The organism is Streptomyces sp. NPDC057697, from assembly GCF_042799335.1.
Classification (GTDB): Bacteria; Actinomycetota; Actinomycetes; order Streptomycetales; family Streptomycetaceae; genus Streptomyces.
In genome coordinates this window covers 42,457-68,050 of the sequence record NZ_JBHVJA010000021.1, presented here as the reverse complement: position 1 = coordinate 68,050, position 25,594 = coordinate 42,457, and the positions used below count along the sequence as shown (strand labels likewise).

At 73.0% G+C, this 25,594-nt stretch carries 19 protein-coding genes and 1 pseudogene; 12 read left to right on the top strand and 8 right to left on the bottom strand.

What is annotated here, in order from left to right:
* The first annotated feature begins 88 nt into the window (after positions 1-88).
* Both ACFVFH_RS34065 and ACFVFH_RS34060 read left to right on the top strand, forming a co-directional pair.
* Complete coding sequence (locus ACFVFH_RS34065; RefSeq protein WP_383776295.1) at positions 89-739, top strand: response regulator; 651 nt, start codon at positions 89-91, stop codon at positions 737-739.
* Between the two features lie 99 nt (positions 740-838).
* Positions 839-1,996 carry an ROK family protein gene (locus ACFVFH_RS34060; RefSeq protein ID WP_383776292.1) on the top strand — a complete coding sequence of 386 codons (1,158 nt, stop codon included), beginning with the start codon at positions 839-841 and terminating at the stop codon, positions 1,994-1,996.
* Between the two features lie 58 nt (positions 1,997-2,054).
* Here the strand turns inward: ACFVFH_RS34060 and ACFVFH_RS34055 are convergent, their stop codons facing one another.
* A complete protein-coding gene (locus ACFVFH_RS34055; RefSeq protein WP_383776289.1) occupies positions 2,055-2,822 on the bottom strand; it encodes a GntR family transcriptional regulator in 768 nt (255 codons plus the stop codon).
* A 334-nt stretch (positions 2,823-3,156) separates the two neighbouring features.
* The gene (sigJ, locus tag ACFVFH_RS34050) at positions 3,157-4,050 is read right to left on the bottom strand and encodes an RNA polymerase sigma factor SigJ (protein ID WP_383776286.1); all 894 of its coding nucleotides are present in this window, start codon (positions 4,048-4,050) and stop codon (positions 3,157-3,159) included.
* A 153-nt stretch (positions 4,051-4,203) separates the two neighbouring features.
* Between sigJ and ACFVFH_RS34045 the strand changes: the two genes are divergently transcribed.
* Entirely contained in the window at positions 4,204-5,034 is an 831-nt protein-coding gene (locus ACFVFH_RS34045) for an alpha/beta fold hydrolase (protein ID WP_383776283.1), read from the top strand.
* Between the two features lie 75 nt (positions 5,035-5,109).
* Here ACFVFH_RS34045 and ACFVFH_RS34040 read toward each other — a convergent pair.
* Positions 5,110-5,958, bottom strand: a pseudogene (locus tag ACFVFH_RS34040) (DMT family transporter); the annotation flags it as partial.
* A 47-nt stretch (positions 5,959-6,005) separates the two neighbouring features.
* Here ACFVFH_RS34040 and ACFVFH_RS34035 point away from each other — a divergent pair.
* The 5 genes from ACFVFH_RS34035 (at position 6,006) to ACFVFH_RS34015 (ending at position 15,284) form a co-directional block, all read left to right on the top strand.
* Positions 6,006-7,493: a PLP-dependent aminotransferase family protein gene (locus tag ACFVFH_RS34035; protein ID WP_383776281.1), complete on the top strand. Its 1,488-nt coding sequence runs from the start codon at positions 6,006-6,008 to the stop codon at positions 7,491-7,493.
* A gap of 91 nt (positions 7,494-7,584) precedes the next feature.
* On the top strand, positions 7,585-9,165 hold the full coding sequence (locus ACFVFH_RS34030) for an alkaline phosphatase D family protein (protein ID WP_383776278.1): 1,581 nt from the start codon (positions 7,585-7,587) through the stop codon (positions 9,163-9,165).
* 73 nt (positions 9,166-9,238) lie between these two features.
* Positions 9,239-10,612 (top strand): SWIM zinc finger family protein, encoded by a 1,374-nt coding sequence (locus ACFVFH_RS34025; RefSeq protein WP_383776275.1) that lies wholly within the window; start codon positions 9,239-9,241, stop codon positions 10,610-10,612.
* Positions 10,609-13,263 carry a DUF6493 family protein gene (locus ACFVFH_RS34020; protein WP_383776273.1) on the top strand — a complete coding sequence of 885 codons (2,655 nt, stop codon included), beginning with the start codon at positions 10,609-10,611 and terminating at the stop codon, positions 13,261-13,263. Before ACFVFH_RS34025 ends, ACFVFH_RS34020 begins: the two co-directional genes overlap by 4 nt.
* 566 nt (positions 13,264-13,829) lie before the next feature.
* Positions 13,830-15,284 carry a GNAT family N-acetyltransferase gene (locus ACFVFH_RS34015; RefSeq protein WP_383776384.1) on the top strand — a complete coding sequence of 485 codons (1,455 nt, stop codon included), beginning with the start codon at positions 13,830-13,832 and terminating at the stop codon, positions 15,282-15,284.
* Here the strand turns inward: ACFVFH_RS34015 and ACFVFH_RS34010 are convergent.
* Entirely contained in the window at positions 15,220-16,518 is a 1,299-nt protein-coding gene (locus ACFVFH_RS34010; RefSeq protein ID WP_383776271.1) for a trans-sulfuration enzyme family protein, read from the bottom strand. The genes ACFVFH_RS34015 and ACFVFH_RS34010 overlap by 65 nt on opposite strands.
* 59 nt (positions 16,519-16,577) lie before the next feature.
* Here ACFVFH_RS34010 and ACFVFH_RS34005 point away from each other — a divergent pair, with 59 nt between their 5' ends.
* Positions 16,578-17,075 (top strand): Lrp/AsnC family transcriptional regulator, encoded by a 498-nt coding sequence (locus tag ACFVFH_RS34005; protein ID WP_383776269.1) that lies wholly within the window; start codon positions 16,578-16,580, stop codon positions 17,073-17,075.
* A 48-nt stretch (positions 17,076-17,123) separates the two neighbouring features.
* The gene (locus ACFVFH_RS34000; RefSeq protein WP_383776266.1) at positions 17,124-18,809 is read left to right on the top strand and encodes a DUF885 domain-containing protein; all 1,686 of its coding nucleotides are present in this window, start codon (positions 17,124-17,126) and stop codon (positions 18,807-18,809) included.
* A 90-nt stretch (positions 18,810-18,899) separates the two neighbouring features.
* Here the strand turns inward: ACFVFH_RS34000 and ACFVFH_RS33995 are convergent, their stop codons facing one another.
* The gene (locus tag ACFVFH_RS33995; RefSeq protein ID WP_383776264.1) at positions 18,900-19,388 is read right to left on the bottom strand and encodes a rhodanese-like domain-containing protein; all 489 of its coding nucleotides are present in this window, start codon (positions 19,386-19,388) and stop codon (positions 18,900-18,902) included.
* Positions 19,389-19,483: 95 nt separating this feature from the next.
* On the opposite strand from ACFVFH_RS33995, the gene ACFVFH_RS33990 reads away from it, so the two are divergent.
* A complete protein-coding gene (locus ACFVFH_RS33990) occupies positions 19,484-19,930 on the top strand; it encodes an Lrp/AsnC family transcriptional regulator (RefSeq protein ID WP_383776261.1) in 447 nt (148 codons plus the stop codon).
* On the opposite strand, the gene ACFVFH_RS33985 is transcribed toward ACFVFH_RS33990, so the two are convergent.
* The 3 genes from ACFVFH_RS33985 to ACFVFH_RS33975 form a co-directional block, all read right to left on the bottom strand.
* Positions 19,920-23,084, bottom strand: a complete 3,165-nt coding sequence (locus tag ACFVFH_RS33985) for an AAA family ATPase (RefSeq protein WP_383776258.1) — start codon at positions 23,082-23,084, stop codon at positions 19,920-19,922. The genes ACFVFH_RS33990 and ACFVFH_RS33985 overlap by 11 nt on opposite strands.
* Positions 23,081-24,247, bottom strand: coding sequence for an exonuclease SbcCD subunit D (locus ACFVFH_RS33980; protein ID WP_383776255.1), 1,167 nt, complete (start codon positions 24,245-24,247; stop codon positions 23,081-23,083). Before ACFVFH_RS33980 ends, ACFVFH_RS33985 begins: the two co-directional genes overlap by 4 nt.
* 218 nt (positions 24,248-24,465) lie before the next feature.
* Positions 24,466-25,092 (bottom strand): YigZ family protein, encoded by a 627-nt coding sequence (locus ACFVFH_RS33975; protein WP_383776253.1) that lies wholly within the window; start codon positions 25,090-25,092, stop codon positions 24,466-24,468.
* A gap of 59 nt (positions 25,093-25,151) precedes the next feature.
* Here ACFVFH_RS33975 and ACFVFH_RS33970 point away from each other — a divergent pair, with 59 nt between their 5' ends.
* The gene (locus tag ACFVFH_RS33970; RefSeq protein WP_383776251.1) at positions 25,152-25,562 is read left to right on the top strand and encodes a CoA-binding protein; all 411 of its coding nucleotides are present in this window, start codon (positions 25,152-25,154) and stop codon (positions 25,560-25,562) included.
* The last annotated feature ends 32 nt before the right edge of the window (positions 25,563-25,594 follow it).

The window sequence follows — 25,594 nt, the reverse complement described above, 5'->3', positions numbered from 1 at the left end:
AGCAGGGCGGGAAGGCAGGCGGGGATTGTGGTCCGATGCCGGCCGTACGTCGGCCAGGGCCCCCTTGGGCAGCCCGTAGGCTGGCCCAATGGCGGTTAGCGTGCTTCTGGTCGACGACGAACCCCTGGTCCGCGCGGGGTTGCGCGCGGTCCTGGAGGCTCAGCCCGATATCGAGGTGGTGGGCGAGGCGGGGGACGGCGCCGCCGTGATCCCGCTGCTGCGTCAGCTGCGCCCCGACGTGGTGGCCATGGATGTGCGAATGCCCTTGATGGACGGCATAGAGGCCACGCGGGTGGTGCTGCGCACGGTGCCGGACCCGCCGAAGATCCTGGTGGTGACCACCTTCGAGAACGACGAGTACGTCTACGAGGCGCTGCGTGCCGGTGCGGACGGCTTCCTGCTCAAGCGCGCCCGGCCCGCCGAGATCGTGCACGCGGTACGCCTGGTCGCCGAAGGCGAGTCGCTGCTCTTCCCGGCAGCGGTCCGGCAGCTCGCCGCCGAGTACGGGACGAGCAAGGCGCGCGCCGTCATGGAGCGGGCGGCGCTCACCGAGCGGGAGTCGGTGGTCCTCCGGCTGATGGCCCGTGGCCTGTCCAACGCGGAGATCGCCGCCAAACTCGTGGTCGGTGTCGAGACGGTGAAGACCCATGTCAGCTCGGTGCTTGCCAAGTTGGGTGCGAGAGACCGCACCCAGGCGGTGATCGCGGCGTACGAATCCGGGTTCGTCGCTCCTGGCTGAAACCCCCGGCCGGGAAAACCCGTCACGGCCCGCGGTCGCCCCGTACCTGGGCAGCGAGTACCATCCGCCTGACATGCGCTAGAGCTGGGAGGACACACCGTGGGCCGGCTGACCGGTGGGGATCCGTCGCTGTTGCGACGCATCAATTCCGCGGTGGTGCTGCACGCTCTGCGTGGCGCCGACTCCCCCACGCTGACGGACCTGACCCGGATCACCGGGTTGTCCCGGCCTACGGTCGAAGGCGTCATGGAGGGGCTCTTCGAGGCCGGACTGGTCGTCGAGTCGGTACCGGACGAGGGCGAGGCCCGACGTCAGGGGCGTCCGGCCCGCCGGTTCCGGTTCCGTGCCGAGGCCGGTCATCTCCTCGGCATCGAGATCGGTCCGCACCGTGTCTCGGCGCTGTTGTCGGGGCTGGACGGACGGATCATCGGCGCGGGCGCCCGCGAGGTCTCGGAGACCGCCTGCGCCGACGACCGGCTCGACAAGGTCAGGGCCGTGGTGGCCGATCTCCTGCGCCGGACGGGTGTGGCCCGGAGCAGCCTCCGTGCGGTGGGCGTGGGCAGCCCCGGCATCGTGGAGGCGGACGGGACGGTACGGCTGGGGACCGCCCTGCCCGGCTGGACGGGTCTCGCGCTCGGCGAGCGGTTGAGGCGCTCCTTCCGCTGCCCCGTCCTGGTGGAGAACGACGCGAATGCCGCGGCCGTCGCGGAGCACTGGAAGGGTGCGGCCACCGAGTCCGACGACATCGTGTTCGTACTGGCGGGTCTGAGTCCGGGGGCCGGTTCGCTGATCGGTGGGCGGCTGCACCGCGGCTTCGGCGGTGCGGCGGGCGAGATCGGTGCGCTGCATCTACTCGGCCGTGAAGTGACTCCGGAGCGGCTGCTGTCCACGACGGACACCCCGCTCGATCCGTTGGACGAACCCGCGGTCGCCCATGTGTTCGCGGAGGCCCGGCGGGGCGATGTCCGGGCGCAGGCGGCGGTCGAGCGCTTCATCCAGCGCCTGGTGCACGATGTCGCCGCGTTGGCCCTGGCGCTGGACCCGGAGCTCGTGGTGGTGGGCGGCTGGGCCACCGGACTGGACGATGTGCTGGACCCGCTCCGTAATGAACTGGCCCGCTACTGCCTTCGGCCGCCGCGGGTGACGCTGTCGCTGCTCGGTGAGGCCGCGGTGGGCACCGGCGCCCTGCGGCTGGCGCTCGACCATGTCGAGGAGCAGCTCTTCGCGGTGGAGGGATCGGTGACGGCCCGCCGCTGAGCGCGACGGGCCGTGAGTTCCGACGGGAAGCCGGTGGAGTCGGTCGAGCCGACCGCGCTCAGGACGCCTGGCGCTCCTGGTCGTGGTGGCTGATCTCCAGGTCGCCCGAGTCACCGAAGGTGAGTCGGCAGGTGTCGGCCCGGTAGGTGGCGACGGAGAGCGCGGCGGTACCGCCCGCCACGAGGTAGCGGGTGGTGACGACGAGCACGGGAGCACCGGGAAGCCGGTCGAGCTCCTTGGCGTCGTCCGCCCGCGCCGACCCCAGCTCCACCGACCGGTCCTGGCCGTCGAGACCGAGTCGGTGCAGCTCGCGCAGGACTCCGCGGGCCCGTGCGGGCCCGGACGGGGCCTCGATCGCGGAGAGTTCGGGCACGGACGAGGACGGGACGTAGAGGAGCTCCGCCGCGACCGTCTGTCCGTGGGTCATTCGGATCCGGCGCACGATGTGCACCGCTTCCTCTGCCTCCACGTCGAGCACGGAGGTCACCGAGGAGGGCGCCACCGCCATGGTGCAGTCCACCGGCTGCCAGGCCTCCCCCGCGCCGCCGCCGGACCAGTCCCGCTGCGCCGTGGAGACGGCGACTCCGACGCGGGGCGGGGCGACGGTGGTCCCGACACCGCGGCGGCGTTGCAGTCTGCCTTCGAGTTCGAGCTGCTCCAGCGCCTGCCGGAGCGTGGCTCGGGCGACTCCGAAGCGGGCGGCGAGCTCGCGCTCGTTGGGCAGGATCTCCCCCACCGCAAAGTCCGAGTCGAGTGCCTCACTGAGCACGGTCTTGAGGTGCCAGTACTTCGGCTCCTGCACCGATTCCAGCTGCGTGGTCCCCACCCTGTCCTCCGCAATCGCCCAGCGGCTATTCCGCGATGTTATTTATTAAAGGTTCCTGTCTTAACGTTGAGACCATAAGACCGTACACATCCTTGGTCAAGACCAATCCTCGGTCGGTCACACAGCGAAACGGGCTTCTGCCGCAGAGCGTTCACAGGACGTTCGTAGAGCTGTGGGGCCAGCACAGGGCGAAGCACCGCAAACACGCACGATGCGGGAGGTTCTGCCAGAAAACGACGCGGACCCGGGAGAGCAGGAGCCCCGGGCGGGCCGGAGCCGCCGACGTCGGCCGAACGCACAGCGAGCGGCGGGCCGAGCCTGGGCCCCGGCTCCGCTACTCCTTGGGGAGGTCCGCGAAACGCGTGAGCTTGTCAGGGTTCCGCACGATGTACACGCACTGGATGAGCCCGTCCCTGACATCCACCTGAAGAACCGAGTCGACCTTCCCGCCCAGGAACAGCAGCAGGCCCGGCCCTCCGTTGAACTCCAGGAGCCGGGAATCGAAGGGCTCGGCCTGGCCATGGGCGACCGCGAAGAGGAAGCGCCCCACCTTGTCGGCGCTCTCGATGACCCGCAGGGGCGCCTTGGACTTTCCGCCGCTGTCCCCGACCAGACGCGCGTCGGGCGCGAGCAGGGCCAGCAGTTCTTCGATGTCGCCTCCGGCCGCCGCGGCCAGGAACCGCTCGGTGAGGTCACGGCGGTGGGCCGGGTCGACGTCGTAGCGCGGTTTGCGCTCCTCCACGTGGCGTCGCGCCCGTCCCGCCAGTTGACGCACCGCGGCCTCGGTCCGGTCCAGCGCCTCGGCGATCTCCGCGTAGGGGAAGCCGAACGCCTCGCGGAGCACGAAGACGGCGCGTTCCAGCGGCGAGAGGGACTCCAGGACGACGAGCACGGCGACCGACACGGAGTCGGCCAGGACAGCCCGTTCCGCGGTGTCGGGCACGGCCGGTCCGAAGTCGGTCACCACCGGCTCCGGCAGCCACGGCCCGACGTACGCCTCACGACGGGACCGGGCCTGTCGCAGCCGGTCGATGGCGAGGCGCGTGACGATCCTCATCAGGAAGGCGCGCGGCTCCCGTACATCCTCGCGGGGCGCGGAGGACCAGCGGAGCCAGGCCTCCTGCACCACGTCCTCGGCGTCGGCGACCCGGCCCAGCATGCGGTAGGCGACGCCGGTGAGCACGGGGCGGTGGCTCTCGAAGACATCGGTCGCGGTGTCGGCTGTCACTCCTCCATCCCAGCCGAACCGTCCCACCCTGTCCAGCGCGAATCGCCCGCCCCCTTGAACTGCAGGCTACCGAACGGTAATTGTTATTGACGAGACGTCTAAGTCGCCTTCAGGCATGGCCCGTTCATGCCGGATCACCCCGGGAGCACCAGCATGGCCACCACGGTCTCGTTCAGCGTCGACTCGCCCAACGGCCCTCGGACGGTGTCCGTGGCGTATGAACGGACCGGTTCCGGTGAGCCGCTGCTCCTGCTCCACGGCATCGGTCACCACCGTCAGGCCTGGGACCCGGTGGTGTCCGTGCTCGCCGTGGAGCGGGACGTGACGGCCATCGACCTCCCCGGTTTCGGTACCTCGCCCGAGCTGCCCGACGGACTGCCGTACGACCTGTCGACCGTGGCGCGGGTGCTCGGCGCGTTCTGCGAGGAAATAGGCCTGGACCGTCCGCATGTGGCGGGCAATTCGCTCGGCGGTCTCCTGGCGCTGGAGCTGGGCCGGGAGAAGCTCGTGCGGTCGGTGACGGCCCTCTCGCCCGCCGGTTTCTGGACCGAGAGCGAGCGGCGCTACGCGTTCGGAACGCTGCGGGCCATGCGGCGGGCGGCGTCGGCGATGCCGGTCCCGCTGATCGAGCGGCTCTCGCACAGCGCGGCCGGACGCACCGCGCTGACCAGCACCATCTATGCCCGGCCCGGCCGTCGTTCACCCGATGCCGTCGTCGCGGAGACCCTCGCCCTGCGCGAGGCGACCGGTTTCCACCGGACGCTCGCCACCGGGCGGAACGCCGCGTTCACCGCCGATGTGCCGGGGCTGCCCGTGACTGTCGCCTGGGGCAGCCGGGACCGGATCCTGCTGCGCCGCCAGGGGGTCAGGGCCAAGCACACCATCCCCGGCGCCCGGCTGGTCCGGCTGCCGGGCTGCGGCCATGTGCCGATGAACGATGATCCGGCGCTCGTGGCGCGCGTCGTCCTCGACACCAGTCGCTGAGCCCGCACCGGGCGCCGCCTCCGCGCTCCGGGCCGCCCCGTTCCGGTTCAGGACGCCCGATCCGAGGGCGACGCCCAGCCCCACCAGAAGGCTGCCGCCCGCCTGTGCGGCCCCGTAGGAACCGGTGCCGACGAGCGGGGCGGTGAGCGCGGCGGAGACCGGGATCAGACCGGAGAAGAGCGTGGCGCGCTCGGCGCCGATGCGCTGCATGCCCATGTACCAGCAGACGAAACCGATCACCGTGACCACGGCTGCCTGCCACAGCAGCGCGACCGCCTCCGCCCCGGTGGGCATCCTCAGAGCGCCCCCGCCGTCGAGGACCACGCCGAGCCCGGCCGATTCGACGGCGGCGATGGCGCAGACCGTGGCGGAGAGCAGCTTCGGCCCCAGTGGCCGCAGGACCGGTACGGCGAGGACGGCGAAGCCCACCTCGCCCGCGAGAGCACCGGCCGAACAGAGGATGCCCGCCAGGTCCGTGCGCCCCCAGCCCTGGACGGTGAAGGCCCCTGCGGCGACGAGCGCGGCAGCGTACAGGACCGTGCGCGTGGGCCTGCGGCCGTCGGCCAGCGGGACGAGCACGGCGACCAGGATCGGGGCGCAGCCGACGAACACCCCGGGCACGGCGGGTTCCGCCGACCGTTCCGCGCCGAGCACGGCGAGGTTGAACCCGACCATGCCGACGGCTGCCAGCAGGGCGAGCCGTCCCCATTGGCGCGGGGTGAGGGTGCGCAGCACGGCGGTCGGCCGGGGCTGCCCGTCGCGGGCCAGGAGGGGGACGAGGAGAAGGGCCGCGAGGCCGTAGCGCAGGGCCTGGCCGCCCGCGTACGGATACTCGCCGAGAACACTGTTGGCGGTGAAGGAAGCACCCACGAGGATGCAGGCGAAGGCGGCGAGGAGCGGCCCGCGCAGAGAGCTGGCGTTCATGGAACCGACGCTAGGCAGCGCGGCGGACCCGATTAAGGTCCACTTTCATGACGTCTTCGGGGACCAATCCGCCGCCGGACCGTCCGGGTTGCGACGAGCCCGCCTCCGCCGCCTGGGAGTTGCTGCTCCCGGCCGTCTCGGAACCGGCTCGCCGACGCGGTCGCGCCCTGCAGTCGGCGCTGCGCGACGCCGTGCGCTCCGGCCGTCTCGTACCCGGTACCCGGCTGCCGTCCAGCCGGGCGCTCGCCGCCGATCTGCGGGTGTCGCGGGGGCTGGTCACGGAGGCGTACGAGCAGCTCACGGCCGAGGGCTATCTGCGCAGCGGACGCGGCGCGGGCACCTGGGTGAGCGAGTCGGTCCGGGCGCCGGTGCCGGGGGCGCGTGATCTCGCGCCGCGCGCCGTGGGCGTACGCGTGGACTTCCGGCCCGGCACCCCCGACCTGTCCCTGTTCCCGCGCGGCGCCTGGGCCGCCGCGTACCGCTCGGTGCTCGGCCGGCTGCCTCACAGCGCGCTCGGCTACCCCGATCCGCGCGGGCTGCCCGCGCTGCGGGAGGCGCTGGCCGCGCTGCTGTCCAGGCGCCGGGGGGTGGTCGCCGATCCGGAGCGCCTGGTGGTGTGCTCCGGCGTGGCCCAGGCGACGACCCTGCTGGGGTTCGTACTGCACGGGCGGGGGCTGCGGACCGTCGGCGTCGAGGACCCCGGAAGTCCCGAGCACTCCGCGCTGTTCGCGTCCGCGGGGGTCACCACCCTCGGGCTGCCGCTCGACGCCGAGGGCCTCGCCGTCGAGCCCCTCGTACGCTCGGGCGTACGCGCGGTCGTCACCACACCGGCGCACCAGTTCCCCACCGGAATCGCCTACTCCGCCGCTCGCCGCAGCCGACTCCTGGACTGGGCGCGCACCGCGGACGGGCTGATCGTGGAGGACGACTACGACGGCGACTTCCGATACGACCGAGCGCCGGTCGGAGCCCTTCAGGGGCTCGACCCCGAGCGCGTCGCGTACACCGGCTCGGTGAGCAAGTCGCTGGCACCCGGACTCCGGCTGGGCTGGCTCCTCGCGCCCGCGGCGCTGACCGACGAGCTCGTCGACCGCAAGCGCACGATGGATCTGGGCAATCCCGCCGTCGACCAGGCGGTGCTCGCCGACTTCATCGCCCGGGGCGGCTACGACCGGCAGCTGCGCCGCTGTCAGCGTGCCTATCGCGAACGCCGCGACACGCTCGCGTCAATGCTGGCGGAGCATTTCCCCGGCACCGAGGTGAGCGGGATCGCCGCGGGTCTCCACATCATCGCCGCGCTGCCGGGACGGTACGGCCCGGAGCCGGAGTTCCTGGCGCGCGCGGCGGCCGCGGGGGTCGCCCTGCGGCCGCTCGGCGACTGCGGCACCGCGCCCCGCACGGACCGGGCGGTGCGTCTGGTTCTCGGCTACGCGCATCTGGCCCCGTCCGAGATCGAGAACGGCGTACGGCTGCTGGCGGCAGCCGTACGGGACACGGGCGGACCCGCGGCCGACCGGGGCCGGGTGTTCATCTGAGGTTGGTGTGCGCGCCGCCGACGGGCACAAGGGTGGAATCGCCGGCCCAGCCACCCGTTCGTCCCGCCGACCAGTGCCCCGGAGGCGCCCGATGCCCGACCGTCCACGATTCCCGTCCCCCGCCCGTCGCAGTGTGCTGCGCGGCTCCCTCGCCGTCCCGGCCGCGCTGGCGCTCCCCGCGGTGGGCGCGGCGGCCCCGGCCTTCGCGCTGTCCGGCCGGCCGCGTGCCGCATGGGGCGTGCAGGTGGGCGATGTCACCGCCTCCTCCGCGCTGGTCTGGGTGCGGTCGGACCGACCGGCCCGGATGATCGTGGAGACGTCGGCGACGGACTCCTTCCGGCGGGCGCGCGTCTGGCACGGCCCTCTCGTCGGGTCCGGCACCGACTTCACCGGGACGACACCGCTGTACGGGCTGCCGCCGGGCGAGCAGGTGCACTACCGGGTGACGCTCGCCGACCCCCATGACCCCCGCCGTACCGGGGAACCGGTGCGCGGAACGTTCCGTACGGCGCCCGCCCGCCGCCGGGACGGGGTGCGCTTCCTGTGGTCGGGCGACATCGCGGGCCAGGGCTGGGGCATCAATCCGGACATCGGCGGCTACGTGGTGTACGACGAGATGCGCCGGCTCGACCCGGACTTCTTCCTCTGCAGCGGTGACAACATCTACGCGGACGGGGTGATCGAGCCGCGTGTGACGCTGCCCGACGGGCGGGTCTGGCGCAATGTCACCACCGAGGAGAAGGCGAAGGTCGCCGAGACCCTGGCCGAGTACCGCGGGAACTTCCGCTACAACCTGCTCGATCACAACCTCCGGGCGTTCAACGCCCAGGTGCCGTCGATCGTTCAGTGGGACGACCACGAGGTGCGCAACAACTGGTATCCCGGGCAGATCCTCGACGACGCCCGGTACACCGAGAAGGACGTGGACGTGCTCGCGGCCCGTTCGATGCGGGCGTTCACCGAGTACTTCCCGGTGTCCACACTGCACGGCCGCTCCAGGGAGGGCCGGATGCACCGCGTGGTGCGGCACGGTCCGCTGCTCGATGTGTTCGTCCTCGACATGCGATCCTTCCGCAACGCCAACTCCCCCGGCCGACAGCCCGACGACACGACGGGCATCCTCGGCGCGGAGCAGCTCGGCTGGCTCAAGCGCGAGCTGTCCCGGTCCCGGGCCGTGTGGAAGGTCATCGCCGCGGACATGCCGCTGGGACTGGTGGTCACCGACGGCGAGACGGACTTCGAGGCGGTCGCGCAGGGCGATCCCGGAGCCCCGCTCGGGCGTGAGTTGCAGATCGCGGAACTGCTGCGGTTCATCAAGCACCGCCGGATCACCGGCACGGTCTGGCTGACGGCGGATGTGCACTACACGTCGGCGCAGCACTACGCGCCGGAGCGCGCGGCGTTCAAGGACTTCGCGCCGTTCTGGGAATTCGTGTCGGGGCCGCTGGCGGCGGGTCAGTTCCAGGCGAACGAACTCGACGCCACGTTCGGACCCGACCGGGTCTTCGTGCGGGCGCCCGACCGGGCGAACGTGTCGCCGATGGAGTCGCCGCAGTATTTCGGCGAGGTCGACATCGACGGCGACAGCGGCGAGTTGACCGTGCGGCTGCGGGCGCAGGGCGGTTCCGTGCTGTTCACCAAGGTGCTGCGGCCGGGGCGCGTCGGGCAGTGAACCACCGCCCGGTGGTCGGTCCCCGGACTGTCTCCGGGGACCGATTGTCAGTGGTGGGTTCTACGGTTTTTCCATGACCCGATCCGTTCAGGCACTGGCCTACGCACGCCCGTCCGCCCTGGAGTCCTCGCAGGCGGGGCCGCTTCTCGGTCTGGAGACCGCCGGTGGTCTCACTCCGCGCGGCGCCGAGCCCCACCCCCGGTTCTTCTCCGGTTTCCTCACCTCGCCGGAGATCGCGGCCCGGGGGCTGTTGGCCGTGGCGGACGTGGCGTCCACGCGCTACTACCAGCGCACCTTGCCCTCGTCGCTGGACCCGGTGGTGACGGGCAACGGCGACCGTCTGCGCTTCGAGTCCTTCTCCGGATGCTGTGGGGTGTACGCACGCCTCGATGTGCTCCAGGAGGGTCTGGACGGCGAGCGGACGGGCCATGGCACCACGAATGTCGATGTCAACAACCCACTGCGGGAGGCGCTCTCACGGATAGGGGGCGACGATCCGCTGCATCTGCGGGTGGGCCCGGACGAGCTGGCCGTCACCACGCTGGACGGTCCGGTCGTGGAGAAGAAGGTGCCGCTGCCCGACCGGTGGCTGCGCGGCTTCGCCGAGGCACAGGTGGTCTCCGCGGGCTTCGATCTGCGGGCCGAGCTGCCGGCCGCCGAGGCCGTCCGGTTCCTCCGTTCGCTGCCGCGTTCCTCGGGGAGCTCATCGCGCGGCGCCCGGTGGGTGATTCCCGCCGGGAAGACGCTCCGGCCGACGACCCGGCCCGTGGCGGGGGCCGTGTGCCTGCCGGGCCCCGAACGGCTGACCGCGCTGCAACGGGTCCTGCGCCATGCCACGTCGCTGCGGGTGTACGGGCCGGTCGCCGACGGGGCGGCGACCGCGAGCGCCTGGGAGGTCGTGCTGCCGGGCATGCGTCTGACCCTGACGCTCTCGCCCGACGCCTCCCGGGGCTTCTCGGGGGAGGGCGGGGTGCTCGACGCGCTGGCCACCGACGACGCCGCGGCCGATGCGGAGCTGGTGTCGGTGTTGCTGGCCTGGGAGCCGCGGATCGACACCGCCGACCTGGCCGAGCAGTCCGGACTCGCGGTGGAGCGGGTACGGGCCGCGCTCACCCGGCTGGGCACGGCGGGCCGGGTCGGCTACGACCTCGCCGACGCGGCCTACTTCCACCGCGAGCTGCCCTACGACGCCGACCGGGCCGAGCGGCACAACCCGCGCCTGGTGGCGGCCCGGCAGCTGGCCGCCTCGGGTGCGGTCGTCCTCGACGGGGACGTGGCGTCCGTGGCCTCGGGAGAGCGCCACTACCAGGTGAGGGAGAGGGACGGCATGCTGAGCTGCACCTGTCAGTGGTGGGCCGACTACCGAGGACGGCGGGGCCCGTGCAAACACGCCCTGGCCGTCCGGATGGTCCGCCGCGGGGTCCAGGTCGCCGGGGGTGTCCGATGAAGGAACTGCTCACCGCCGTACGGGAATCACGCACCCACGAGGTGCCGGCGCTGCTGGTCCGGATGGACCAGGGGGAACGCAGGGCGGCGCTGGTCGAGTTGAAGGCCCTCCGGAAGGAGATGCGGGGCTGGCACTGGGAGAAGCAGCGCAAGATCGCCAAGGCCCTGATGGTGGCCGGTGCGGGGTGCCACACCGGTGCCGCGGGATGCGCCACCTGGATCGGCGGCCGGGACCTGTCCGGCTGGCACCGCTCACCCGTCCCACTGATCCTCGCGGCCCTCGCGGACCGCGAGCCGGACTGGCTCGCCGACGTCGCGCACCGTCTGGCGGCCCGGCCCGCGACGGCGGAGGCCACCTACGAGCTGATCTCCGGGCTGGTGAAGAAGGCGCAGTGTCCCGTGCCCACGACGGAGGGCTTCGTACGGGGCTGGGCCGATGCGTTGACCGCGGGGCAGTGGCGGCAGCGCCGCAGAAAGCCGTTGGTCGAGGTGCTCCGGGCCGACCCGTACGCGGCGGTCCTCCTGCCGCGGCTCTTCGAGGTGCCGGAGCTGCCGCCGCAGATGCTCTGGACCGACTATCCGGAGGATCCCTGCCAGTGGGGCAGTACGCTGGCCGCTCTCCCGGCGGAAGGGCTGCTGGACCGGTCGGTGCTCGTCGACGGCTGTGTGACCCGGCTCCTGCGCGGCGGCAGCTCCAGCGAACTGCGTTTCTTCCTGACCGTGCTGCGTGCGCTGGGCCTGACCGAGCAGGAGGAAGCGGAGCGGATCCCGGACTGGATCGGGATGGCCGCGGACGGCCCCTCCACCGTGGCCGGTCACGCCCAGGGGGTGCTCACCCGGCTGGACGGGCGCGGTGCGCTCTCCGTCCGGGCCCTGGCGGACGTCTCGGTGTCGGTGCTGTTCCGCACCGAGAAGAAGCTGGTCCGGTCCCAGCTCGTGCTGCTCGGCAAGGTGCTGCGCCGCGATCCGTCGGCGGCCGACACGCTGCTGCCCGTCGTCGCGGGTGCGTTCGAGCACGAGGACATCGACGTCCAGGAACGGGCGCTCAAGCTCGTGGGCCGGTATCTGTCCGCCGTCGGCGCCCCGGTGCGGGAAGAGCTCGCCCGGTCGGCCACGCTGCTGGGACCGGCGCACCGCACGATGGTGGCCGAGCTGTTCGGCGGTCCGGCGGCCGGGCCGTCAGGAACGGCGGAGTACGAGGAGCTGCTGCCCCCGGTGCCGGTCCTCCGGCTCCTCGGCCCGCCGCCCGCGACGCTGCCGGAGCTGGTCGAGGACGTGGTGGTTCTGACGAGATCGACGGCTTCGGACGTCACCGTCTTCGAGCGGGCGCTGGACGGGCTGGTGCGCCATGCCCGTCTGGACCGGACCGCGTTGACCGACGCCTTGCGCGAGGCGCTGGCGGGCGAGTGGTGGCTCGACGGCGAGCCTCGGGCACGGACCGAGCGGGACCTCCGCTCGGAGAAGAGGATCGGGCTGGTCGTGGCCGCGCTGCTCGGTCGGGTCTCCGCCCGGGTGGTGCAGGAGGAACGTGCGTCCTGGACCGGCACGGGGACCTGCGTCCACGCCGCGCTGGAGGGAATTCTGAGGGCCCGGCTGTGGGAGGCCGCCGACGCGGTGCTGACCGGCGACGTCCCGTTCCTGCTGGCCGTTCCCACCTGGCACACCGGCTCGCTCGACCCGGCCGTGCTGGTCGAACGGCTGCGTACGTATCAGCGGCTCGGTGTCCGTCCCGGCGAGGCGGATTTCGCGCAGGCCCTGCTGCGTGTGCGTCGCGGTGGCTCGCAGGAGGCAGCGGCGGCGGCAGCACAGCTCGGCACGGCCGAGGGCGACCGGTTGGCGGCGTGGCTGCGGGCCGACGAGCCGATCGCCCCGGTGTACCGCTTCGATCTGGAGTCGAGGGCCCGGCAGGGGCAGACGGTCGTCCGGTCGCACCGTCCGCTGATGGCCACCCGGGAGCGCCCGTTCATCCAGGACGAGTTCCCCCGTTCCTTCCACTGGCTGGGGCGACAGCAGATTCCCGCACGTGGCACCTGCTACCACTGGGGCGACCACCCGGAGCAGTGGACCGCCGCCCTGCCCGAGGATGCCGAGACCCTGGCCGCGTGGCTGCTGCCGGCCATCGCGGACGGCACGATCGATGAGCTGCGGGGCCACGTCCGGCCGCTCACCCTGCTGGCCGAGCTCGACTCGCCCGCGGGCGAAGCCGTCCATCTGTCACTGGCGTATGGGTTGGGGTCCCGTGATCCGGAGGACCGGTTGTCGGCGGTGGACGCCTTGTTGATGCTCGCCGCCCGGGGGCAGCTCGACGCAGGGCGGCTCGGCGAGCACGTGGCCGGTCTCCTCGGGCACGGTCTGATCAAGCCCAGCCGGCTCGCGGACTCCGTCCGTACCGCCGCCGCCACCGGCGCGTACCGGACGACGCTTCCCGTGATGACCGCCGTTCTGCCGGGGCTGCTCGCCCACGAGAAGGCTCCTCGCGGGATGAGCGACCTGCTCTCCGTGACCGCCGACTGCGTCGAGCACTGCGGCACCGCGGGGGCCGGGCCGATACCCGGGCTCGCCGAGACGGCCACGCGTGGGGGAACGTCGCAGTTGGTCCGCCAGGCGAAGCGTCTGGCGGACGCCTGGGAGCGGAGTGCGGAACTGGCGTAACGCTCCGGAGCGCCGAAGAACGTTCCAGGCAGCGCGAAACGCGCCGGGTATCGAGGGACGCCTCCGGGATGCGGCAGACCTCCAGGGCTCCAGGGCTCCGAGAGATGCCCCAGGGCTCTGGGGTGGAGTCGCTCCCCGGGTAGTGGCTCCTCGTGACCGCCACGGTTTTCGGAGTCGCCGGAGTCGCCGCAGGGACGACGTGGACGGGGTGACGGTGTGGAGAAATCAGGCCGTCACCCCGGACGGACGAACGGACGGGGAACGGAACCGGCACGAGGGCGAGGGCGAGGGCGAGGTCGAGGAGGAAGCCCCATCCCGGCGCCAACTCCCGCCCCGGGCTCGGACCGCTCCCGATCCACTCCGAGCCCCGCACGGGACCGGAACCGAGACCAGGGACCCGACCGGGACCGGCCGTGGTGGCGGAAGGAATCACGACGAAGGCTCTTGATGGAAGGAATCAGTGGCCGAAAACGACAGGAAAGGGATCAGATTCGCACTTAACCCATCGGTCACAGGGCGTTCGTAGTCAGGCAACAACGCTCGGTCAGAGTGAATCCATGACTGACATGACTGAAGTGACACCGGAGAAGACCACCCGCCGCTCCCACCACTGGCGCCGCGACGTGACCGAACTGGCCGCGCTGTTCACCGCGGTCGCGGTGGCCGACGCCGTGGCCAACCTGATCGGGCACCAGCCGGACGGGCCGTATCTGCTGATCGCCTCGGCCGTGGCCCTCGCGGTGACAGCCGCGTTTCACACCTGGTGGGCACGGAGGCACAGCCACGCGCCGCCGCCGACCGGGACCGGCGAAGGCGCGGGTCCCAAGCACCGTACCGACGCTGACATCGACACCGGCACCGGCACCGGCACCGACGCGACCGCACCGGTGCGTACGCCCACCGGCGCGGCCCCTGCCCCGGCCCCCGACGACACGGTGCTGTGGCGGGTGCGGACCACGGTCCGGGACGCCCCCGGCAGCCTGGCCGCGCTGTGCGGTGCCCTCGCCCGGCACCGGGTCGACATCCTCACCCTGCAGACGCACCCGCTGGCCGAGGGCACGGTCGACGAGTTCCTGCTGCGTGCTCCGGCCCCGCTCGCGGCCCAGCAGCTGACCCGGGCGATCTCCGCCGCCGGGGGAGGCTCGACCTGGATCGAGCGGGCCGACGCGCACGATCTGGTCGACGCCCCGACCCGCGTCCTCGGCCTCGCCACCCGCACCGCACTGGACGCCGCCGAGCTCCCGCTCGCCCTGCGGCAACTGCTCGGCCGTTGCACCATCCACTCGCTGCCCGCCGTCTCGATCACCGGCCGGGAGACCGGCGAGACCGCACCCGTCGAAGGAGCACTGGAGGAGACGCTGATGCGGCTGCGCGACCCCTCAGGGGGCGTCCTCACCATCGAGCGGCCCCATCTCCCGTTCACCCCGACCGAGTTCGCACGGGCGCGGGCCCTGGTCGAGCTCGATGCCCGGCTCGGACCCCGCGTCCCGCGCGGCGAGCAGGTGCTCACCCTGCCCGAGGGCAACGAGATCACCGTGCGCCGCGCGGACCACGGCGACCTCCCGGCCGCACGGGCGATGCACGACCGTTGCTCCGACCGGACCCTCCGGCTGCGCTACCACGGGCCGGTCCACGACGCCGACCGCTATCTGGACCACCTGCTCAGCCCCCGCTTCGGCCGCACACTGGCCGTGCAGACCACCTCGGGCCGGCTGGTCGCCCTCGGCCATCTCCTGTGGGACGGCGACGAGACCGAGGTCGCCCTCCTCGTCGAGGACGAATGGCAGCGCCGCGGCATCGGTTCCGAACTCCTGAGCCGCCTGGTGGCACTCGCCGTAGAGGCGGGCTGCGAGAGCGTGTACGCGGTCACCCAGTCCTCCAACACCGGCATGGTCGCGGCCATGCGCGCGCTGTCCCTGCCGCTCGACTACCAGATCGAGGAGGGCACCCTGGTCATCACCGCCCGGCTGGACGCGACACCGGTGCGCTCGCTGCCCCCGTACGAGGAGGCAGGTCGCTGATTCCCGCCTCCTGGGCCCCGTCCACGGCAGTCCCCTGCGCCGAGGCCCCGGTCGCGGAGGTGCTCGGTCCGGATTCCCGCGCGCCGAGCGCTCGGCGCAGATCGGCCCACAGGTCCTCGACGTCCTCCAGGCCGACCGACAGGCGCAGCAGCCGGTCCCCCACGCCGGCCGCCTGCCGGTCCCCCTCGGCCACGATGCGGTGGCTGATGGAGGCAGGATGCTGGATCAGGGTGTCCACGCTGCCGAGGCTCACCGCGGGCGTGATGAGCCGGACGGCCGAGATCACCCGGTGCGGATCCCCGTACACCTCGAACGAGACCATCGCGCCGCCGATCTCCGGGTAGTGGACCCTGGCGATGCGCGGATCGGCGGACAGCCTGCGGGCGAGTTCGGCGGCGCTCGCGGACGCGGCCCGTACCCGTACCGGGAGCGTGGCCAGTCCGCGCAGCAGGAGATATCCGGCCATCGGGTGCAGCACCCCGCCGGTGGCGAAACGGACCTGCCGCAGCCGGGCCGCGAACTCCTCGTCGCAGGCGACGACCCCGCCCATCACGTCACCGTGACCGCCGAGGTACTTGGTGGCGCTGTGCAGCACGATGCGGGCGCCGTGCTCGACGGGCCGCTGCAGTACCGGAGTGGCGAAGGTGTTGTCGACGAGCAGCGGCACGGACCCGCAGGAGTGCGCGATCGCGCGGATGTCGACCTCGGCGAGGGTCGGGTTGGCGGGCGTCTCCACGATCACCAGGCCGGTGTCCGGACGGATCGCCTCCGCGATGCCCGCCGGATCCGTCCAGGTCACCTCGGTGCCCAGCAGCCCCGCGCCGAGCAGGTGGTCGCTACAGCCGTAGAGCGGCCGGACGGCGACCACATGGCGCAGCCCCATGCTCGCGCGGACCAGCAGCACGGCGGTGAGCGCCGCCATTCCGCTGGCGAACGACACGGCGCTCGCGGTCCCTTCGAGCCGGGCGAGGGCGGTCTCGAACCGGGCCGTCGTCGGGTTGTCCAACCGCGCGTAGACGGGCGGCCCTTCGAGTCGGGCGCCGGTGGCGGCGAAGGCGTCGATCCGCTCCGCCTCGCCCCTGGAGTCGTACGAGGGGTAGGTGGTGGACAGGTCGATCGGCGGGGTGTGCAGTCCGAGGGCCGCGAGGTCGTCGCGTCCCGCGTGCACGGCTTCGGTGGCCAGCGCCCTGGACCGGGTTGTGGTCGGGGGCGCCATCGAGGGTTCGGTGTCCATGCCCACACTCTGAACAAGCACCGGACCAACGGCGCCATTTCCCGTGTTACGTTCGGCGGATGGCCGATTCCGTCGCTCTCGATCCGGTGGATCTGCACATTCTGCGACTGCTCCAGAACGATGCCCGGACGACCTACCGCGAGCTGGCCGCCGAGGTCGGTGTCGCACCGTCGACGTGTCTGGACCGGGTGACCCGGCTGCGGCGCTCGGGCGTCATTCTCGGCCACCAGCTGCGGCTGGACCCGGCACGGCTCGGCCGCGGCCTGGAGGCGCTGCTCTCCGTGCAGGTCCGGCCGCACCGCAGAGAGCTCATCGGGCCGTTCGTCGAACGCATCAGGACCTTGCCGGAGACCCGTGCCCTGTTCCATCTGACCGGCCCCGACGACTACCTGGTCCATGTCGCCGTCACGGGCACGGCCGATCTGCAACGCCTGGTGCTCGACGAATTCACCTCGCGCCGTGAGGTGGCGAGGGTCGAGACCCGGCTGATATTCCAGCAGTGGGAGTGCGGCCCGCTGCTGCCACCGCCCGCAGGATCGTCGGAGTCCGGCCACTGAGGCCGAATGATGATGACGCGGAAGCCTTCGCCGTACGAAGATGTCCACATGTCAGACACTTCCAACAGCCCGCTGCCCCGCCAGGTCGCCGATACCTACGTCGAGGCATTCATCGAACTCGACCCGGTCACCGGCACCTACCTCGGAGTCGCGGAGAGTTCTCGCCGCCTTCCCGACTTCTCCCCCGCCGGACAACAGGAACGTGCCGAGCTGGCCCGCACCACCCTCGCCGCGCTCGACGCCGCCGAGAAGCGGCCCGGCGCGGACACCGACGCCGAGCGCCGCTGCGGCCGTCTTCTGCGCGAGCGCCTCACGGCCGAACTCGCCGTCCACGACGCCGGGGAAGGGCTGTGCACGGTCTCCAACCTGGCCTCCCCGGCGCACAGCGTCCGTGAGGTGTTCACGGTGACGCCGACCGAGACCGACGAGGACTGGGCGGCGGTCGTGGACCGGCTGCGCGCGGTGCCCGCCGCACTGGAGGGCTACCGCGAGTCGCTCGCGCTCGGCCTGGAGCGCAAGCTCCACGGCGGCCCGCGCGCCACCGCCACCTTCATCGGGCAGCTCGACGAGTGGGCGGGAGAGAGCGGTCCGGGCTTCTTCCAGGAGTTCGTGGCCGCCGGGCCCGCGGCGCTGCGTGCCGATCTCGATGCCGGTGCCCGGCAGGCCACGGAGTCGGTCGCGGCCCTTCGCGACTGGATGCGCGAGGTGTACGCCCCCGCGATCGAGGGTGCGCCGGACACGGTGGGCCGCGAGCGCTACGCCCGCTGGTCGCGCTACTTCAACGGAACCGACCTGGACCTCGACGAGGCGTACGCGTACGGCTGGTCCGAGTACCACCGGCTGCTCGCCGAGATGCGGACCGAGGCCGAGAAGGTGCTGCCCGGCGCCGGTCCCTGGGAGGCGCTGGCCCATCTCGATGTACACGGCAAGCACATCGAGGGCGTCGACGAGACCCAGGCCTGGTTGCAGGGTCTGATGGACGAGGCCATCGAGGCACTGGACGGCACGCACTTCGAACTCGCCGAGCGGGTACGGAAGGTGGAGTCCCGGATCGCACCGCCCGGCGGCGCCGCGGCCCCCTACTACACGGGCCCTTCCGAGGACTTCTCGCGCCCCGGCCGCACCTGGCTGCCCACCATGGGCGAGACCCGTTTCCCGGTGTACGACCTGGTCTCCACCTGGTACCACGAGGGCGTGCCCGGCCACCACCTGCAGATCGCGCAGTGGACGCACGTCGCCGACAGCCTCTCCCGCTACCAGGCGTCGATCGGGATGGTCAGCGCCAACGCCGAGGGCTGGGCCCTGTACGCGGAGCGGCTCATGGACGAGCTGGGGTTCCTGCCGGACCCGGAGCGCCGCCTGGGCTATCTGGACGCGCAGATGATGCGGGCCTGCCGCGTGATCGTGGACATCGGCATGCACGCCGGGATGGAGATCCCGGCGGACTCCCCGTTCCACCCGGGCGAGCGGTGGACCCCTGATCTGGCCCAGGAGTTCTTCGGCAACCACAGCGGCCGTCCGGCCGACTTCGTGGAGAGCGAACTGACCCGCTACCTCTCGATGCCGGGACAGGCCATCGGCTACAAGCTGGGCGAGCGCGCCTGGTTGCTGGGCCGGGAGAACGCCCGCAAGGCGCACGGCGACGCGTTCGACGCCAAGGCCTGGCACATGGCGGCGCTGTCCCAGGGGCCGCTCGGGCTCGACGACCTCGTCGACGAGCTGTCCAGGCTCTGACCCGGTCCCGCGCGACTCCCCGGCGGCCGGGCCCGGTTCACCCCGGCGCTCCGGCCGCCGGGCACGGCCGCGCCCGGGGCGCCGGGCCGGTCAGCAGCCGCAGTCGGCGGATCCGGCCGGTGCGGTGAGCGGGTCCGGGGCGTGCCGCTCGTGCCCCTCCAGGGTCTCGAACCCGAAGCCCTCGCGGACCCAGTACTCGAAGCCGCCGAGCATCTCCTTGACGCGGTAGCCGAGTTCGGCGAGGGCCAGCGCGGCGCGGGTCGCACCGTTGCAGCCGGGCCCCCAGCAGTACGTGACCACGGGAACCGCCGGGTCGAGGAGGTCCGGGGCCCGCTCGGCGACGGCCGCCGCCGGCAGGTGGACCGCGCCGGGGACGTGCCCCTGGTTCCAGGACTCGGTGGAGCGCGCGTCCAGAAGCACGAAGCCGGGGTCGCCGCCGTCCGCGAACGCGGCGGCGACGTCGGAGACGTCCGTGTGGAAGGCGAGCGAGGCACCGAAGTGGGCGACGGCCGCCGCCGGGGAGGCCGGCGGGACGCGGAGGACGGGGTGGGCGGCGACGGAGCCGGGCTGCGAGGTCATGTCCGGAAATCTACGGTCGGTGATCCTCCTCCCGGAAGACGAGATCCCTGGCACATCGCTTGATCCGCCGAGGATTTCCCTGTTGTCTCCCGGGTATGACCGACTATTCCCCGGACGCCACCGACTGGCGCATCCTCGATGTCCTCCAGCGCGAGGGACGGGCGTCCTTCGCCGACCTGGCGCGCGCGGTGGCGATGTCCCCGAGCGCCGTGACCGAGCGGGTGCGCAGGCTGGAAGAGGCCGGGGTGATCAGCGGTTACGCCGCCGTCGTCGACCCGGAGCGGCTCGGGCTGCCGGTCCTCGCCCTGGTACGGCTGCGCTATCCGAACGGCCACTACAAGCCGTTCCACGATCTGCTCGACACGACTCCGGAGATCGTGGAGGCCCACCATGTCACCGGTGACGACTGCTTCGTGCTGAAGGTCACCGCGCGCTCCATGCGTCATCTGGAGGAGATCTCCGGCAGGATCGGCGCCCTCGGTTCGGTGACCACCAGCGTCGTCTACTCCTCGCCGCTCCCTCGTCGCGCCATCAGTCGCTGAACCCGCCGACGGAGCGGTGCCGTACCGCCGATCCGTGCGGCTCCTTCACCACTTCGAGCTGGGCCGGGATGCGGCGCCGCAGGTCGGCGACGTGGCTGACGATGCCTACGCTGCGGTCCCGCTCGCGCAGCGAGTCCAGCACGTCGAGCACCTCGTCGAGGGTCTGGTCGTCCAGGCTGCCGAAGCCCTCGTCGATGAAGAGGGTGTCCAGCCGTACGCCGCCCGCCTCGTCGGTGACGACGTCGGCGAGGCCGAGTGCCAGGGCGAGCGAGGCGAAGAACGTCTCGCCGCCCGAGAGCGTCGCCGTGTCGCGCTCGCGGCCGGTCCAGGCATCGACGACATGCAGCCCCAGGCCCGCTCTGCGGCCTCCGGCGCGGGCGTCGGAGTGGACCAGTGTGTAGCGGCCCGACGACATGCGCCGGAGGCGTGCGGTGGCCGCGGCGGCGACCTGTTCGAGCCGGGCGGCGAGCACGTACGACTCCAGCCGCATCTTGCGTTCGTTGTCCACGGAGGTGCCCGCGGTGAGCCCGGCGAGCCGTGCCACCCGGTCGTACTCCTCGCGCAGTGGGCCGAGTCCGCGTACCTCGTCCGCGGCACCGCGCGAGAGCCTGCCCAGTTCGGTGCAGCGTTCGCGCGCGGCCGCCAGCGCGGCGGAGGCGTCCCGCAGCAGCCTCTCGGCCCTGTCGTGCGCGGCCCGCGCCGCCTCCACCGCGGCCCGCGGGTGGTCGGCGGCGGCCCGGGTCTCCGTCTCGGCCAGGCGGTCGGCCACCGCGGCCGCCTCGGACTGCCAGGCATCGACGAGCCGTTGGAGTTCGCGCTGCGCGGCATCGTCGAGCAGGGTCTCGGCGGCGGCCTGCGGCGTGTCGAACCCGGCCCGGAACGCGGCGTCCGCGAGCCGGTCGTCGGCCTCCTTGCGGCGCTGCGCGGCCGTCTCCTCCCCGCGCACCGCGTCGGCGGCGGCGGCGAGCAGCGCGACCCGGCGTTCCAGCAGCGCCGCGTGTTCGGCCACGCTGCCCGCCTCGCCCCGGGCGGCCACCAGATCGGCCTCCAGCGACGCCTGTTCGCGGTCCAGGGCCTCGCGCTGGGAGGTGCGGGCCGCGGCCCGGTGTTCGGCGAGCCGGCGGCCGTCGAGCCGTTCGGCCTGTTCCCGCTCGGCAGCAGCCAGCGCCTCGCGCGCCGCGTGCATACCGGCCGCGGTGCGGTGGGCCTCGATGTGCAGACCGGCCAGCCGGTCGACGAGTGCGCCGAGTGCGCCGACGGTGGGGTCGGCGTCGGGACCGGTGCCGAGCGTGTCGGCGGCCGCCTCACCGGCCTCGGCGGGCCACGGGGTGCCCGCCGGACCGGCGGCCGCGCTCCCGGCCGGGCAGCCGTACGGGGCGGGTTCGGCGGTACCGGCCCCGTCCCTCGGCTGCGGCACCGCCGACCGGGCGGCCGCACGGGCGGCCGAGTGCTGCTCGCGTACGGCCCCGAGCTCCCGGTCGGCGCGGCCGCGTGCCTCCTCGGCGCGCCGATAGGCGTCGAGCGCCTCCTCCTCGGCGGCCCTGTCGACGTGTCCGTCGGCGGCGCGGGCCGGGCGGGGGTGCTCGGCCGAGCCGCAGACCTTGCAGTCCTCCCCCTCCACCAGTTCCGCCGCCAGTTCCGCCGCGATGTCCCGCAGACGCCGTTCTCGCAGCTCCAGCCAGGTCTCATGGGCTTCGGCGGTCCGCTCGCGGGTCGTGGCCAGCCGCTCGGCGGCGGCCGACACCCGGGTGGCGAGCGCGTCGCGGCGACGGGCCGCGTCCAGCCGCGCGCGGGCGGGCTCCAGTCGGCCGGCGAGCTGTTCGGCGCGGGTGGCGGCCTCCTGGGCCGCCTCGATACGGGCCCGCAGGCCGTCACGGGTGGACTCCCAGTCGGCCAGCCAGACCTCCGCCTCGCGGATCAGCTCGTCATCGGCCCTGGCCTCGCGCTCCAGTACGGCCCGCTCGGTGTCGATCCGCGCGCTGCGCCGTTCGGCGCGCTGGGCCGCTTCGAGCCCTCCGAGCTCCTGGCGGAGCCGTCGCTCCAGCTCCGCCAGCTGTTCGGCGCCGGCGTCGGCGAGGGTGCCGGGCAGCACCGCGCGGGCGCGGTCACGGGCCCGGCAGGCCGTGCGGTAGGCGTGCTCGGCCTCCTCGCGGAGTTCCAGGGCGGGCGCGACGAGGTCCGCCTTGCGGGCCCGTGCGAGGCGTTCGCGGTGACGGTCGTGTTCCGGGCGGCGGGCTTCGAGGGCGTCGGCGCGGCGCCGGGTCTCCTCGTACCGCTGCTGGAGCGCGGCGAGTTCGCGGGCGCGGTCGAGGGCCAGGCGGGCGGCCGACTGGCGTCCCTCGGCCATGGCCAGGAAGCAGGCGGCGATGTCGAGCCGTTCGCGGGCGCCGCTGCGGGCCGTCGCGGCCCACTCCAGCACGCTCTCGGCGAGACCGGGGTCGCCGGGCTGGACGCGGGGGAGCGGCGATTCGCCCGCGGCGGGTCCTGCGGCCTGGGCGATCCGCTGGGCCACCGCGAGGACCCGCTCGTCCCCGGCCCTGACCCTGGTCTCGGCGGCACGGCGCAGTTCGGCCAGGCGGTCCTCGACGGCGGCGAAGCGGTGGGTGTCGAAGAGCCTGCCGAGGAGTCTGCCGCGCGCCTCGGCGTCGGCGCGCAGAAAGCGGGCGAAGTCGCCCTGCGGGAGGAGGACCACTTGGCAGAACTGCTCACGGCTCATTCCGACCAGCTGGGTGATCTCCTCGCCGATCTCCTGGTGCGAGCGGCTGAGCGGCCGCCAGCCGCCGTCGGGGTCGTACTCGCGCAGGCGGCTCTGGGCCTTTTCCGTCGTGAAGCCGTTGCCCTTCTTCTTGGGGCGGGGCTGTGCGGGGCTCCGGGTGACTTCGAGGCGTCGGCCGCCGACCGTCAGTTCGAGCCCGACCTCGGTGGCGAGGTCCGCCGGGGCGTGGTCGCTGCGCAGCGAGGTGCCGGGGCTCTGGCGGGCGCCGGGCACCGCACCGTAGAGGGCGTAGCAGACCGCGTCGAGGACCGAGGTCTTCCCGGCGCCCGTCGGCCCGTGCAGCAGGAAGAGCCCGGCCGACGAGAGGGCGTCGAAGTCGATCTCCTGGGTGGTGCCGAACGGCCCGAAGGCGGTGACGGTGAGGCGGTGGAGTCTCAACGGTTCACCTCGCGCACGCCGTCGTCCACCCGGACGTGGTCGAAGGCGCCGCGCAGCACCGTTCGTTCCTGTTCGTCGGCGGCCGAGCCGCCGCGTACATGTGCCACGAAGTCCTCGGCGATCTGCTGGTCGTCGCGTCCCCTGAGGCGCTGCGCGTACGAGGCGAGCGGGTCGTCGGGGGCGCGGTCGGGTTCGAAGACGAGGCTGAGCGTGTGCGGGAACCGCTCGACGAGCCGGGCCATCGGTTCGGCCGGGCGCACCGGGTCGGTCAGGGTCGCCTCGATCCAGGAATCGCGGTGCCGCTCCAGGGCGGGGTCGTCGACGAGCTCGTCGAGGCGGCCGCGGAGTCTGGCCAGGGGGCGGGGTACCGGGCAGTCGACGCGTTCGGCGGCGACGGTGCCCGAGGCGTCGAGGTCGATCAGCCACATCGTCTTGCGGTGGGCGGCCTCGGAGAAGGAGTACGCGAGCGGCGATCCCGAGTAGCGGACGCGTTCGGTGACGCTCTGGCAGCCGTGGAGGTGGCCGAGGGCCACGTAGTCGACGCCGTCGAACACTCCGGCGGGCACGGCGGCCACCCCGCCGACGGTGATGTCGCGCTCGCTGTCGCTGGGCTCGCCGCCCGCGACGAAGGCATGGGCGAGCACCACGGACCGGGTGCCGTCCGGGCGGGCGGCCAGATCCGCGCGCACCCGCTCCATGGCGGCGGTGAGCACCGCCTCGTGTCCCGGCCGCTCCGCCTTGAGGAGGTCCTTGACCAGGGCCGGTTCCAGATAGGGCAGTCCGTAGAACGCCACCTCGCCGTGCGCGTCGTGCAGGACGACGGGGGTGGCGCAGTCGGCGGGGTCGGTCCGCAGATGGATCCCGGCCCGTCCGATCAGTCCCGCGCCCACGCCCAGTCTGCGTGCCGAGTCGTGGTTCCCCGAGATCATCACGGTGGGTACGCCGACGGCGGCGAGCCGGTGCAGCGCGTCGTCGAAGAGCTCGACGGCGGGGAGCGGCGGCACGGCCCTGTCGTACACGTCACCCGCGACGAGCACCGCGTCCACCTCGTGCTCGCGCACGGTGGCCACCAGGTGGTCCAGGCAGGCGGCCTGGGCTTCGAGGAGGGAGACCCGGTGGAAGGAGCGTCCCAGGTGCCAGTCCGACGTGTGCAGAATTCTCAAGACCCGGCTCCGACCCGCATGGTTCTCTTCCTCCGCCCCCGGGGCTCCCGCCCGCCGCGCACCGTTTTCGCGCCGGGCCGTCACGGGGTCCGGCTGTCGGTCCCGTCACGTCGGCGGGTGGGTCCCGCTCTTCCCACCGCCCACAGTCTCGCATCACCGCCGACCGCTTCCGGGTCCGTGGCCCGGCGGACGAACGGTCCGCGTTCCAGGAGGTCCGGTCAGGCGTCCCCGTACGCCTCGCCGCCCAGTTCCAGCCCGGCCTCGCCCGCCGTGGCGTCGGCCAGCCAGCCGCGGAAGGACTCGACGTCGGCGTCCGGCAGCCCGATCTCGATGACGACGGCCTCCGCGTAGCGGACCTCGCGCACGGTGCGGCCGGTGGCGCGGAGGTCGTTCTCCAGCTTGCCCGCGCGCTGGTGGCCGACGGTGATCGTGGCGAGGCGGAACCGCTGCCGGGTGAGGGTGCCGAGCTCGTCGAGGGCCTCGCCGACCGCTCCCCCGTAGGCCCTGATCAGTCCGCCGGCGCCGAGCTTGACGCCGCCGTAGTAGCGGGTGACGACGGCGACGACGTAGCGCATCTCACGGCGGGTCAGCATCTGGAGCATGGGGACGCCCGCGGTGCCCCCGGGTTCCCCGTCGTCGCTCGCCTTCTGCACGGAGGCGTCGGCGCCGATCACATAGGCGAAGCAGTTGTGGGTGGCGGTCGGGTGTTCCCGGCGGATGCGTGCGACGAAGTCCTGCGCCTCCTGCTCGGTGGCGGCGGGGGCGAGCGCGCAGATGAAACGCGATCGGTTGATCTCGGTCTCGTGCACGCCCGCTCGGGCGACTGTCCGGTACTGCTCCTGCATCCGGCCACCCTATGCCCCCGTACGGGAATGGCCGGGGGCCGCCGTCCGTTGTGCGGATCATGTACGCAGACGAAGAGACGATCCGCCGGATCCTCCTGGACGGCGGCGACACCTGGGCCGTGGTCGGCCTGTCCGGCAACCGCTCGCGCGCGGCCTACGGCGTCGCCGAGGTGCTCCAGCGCTTCGGCAAGCGGGTGGTGCCGGTGCACCCGAAGGCGGAGCGGGTGCACGGCGAGGACGGGTACGCCTCGCTGGCCGACATCCCGTTCCCGGTCGACGTGGTGGACGTCTTCGTCAACAGCGAGCTCGCGGGCGCGGTCGCGGACGAGGCGGTCGCCGCGGGTGCCGGGGCCGTCTGGTTCCAGCTCGGGGTGGTCGACCCGGAGGCGTACGACCGCACACGTGCGGCGGGGCTGGACATGGTCATGGACCGGTGCCCCGCGATCGAGATCCCGGCGCTGGGCCGGTAGGGCCCGTCCGGCGGATCGGGCGGGTGGACGTA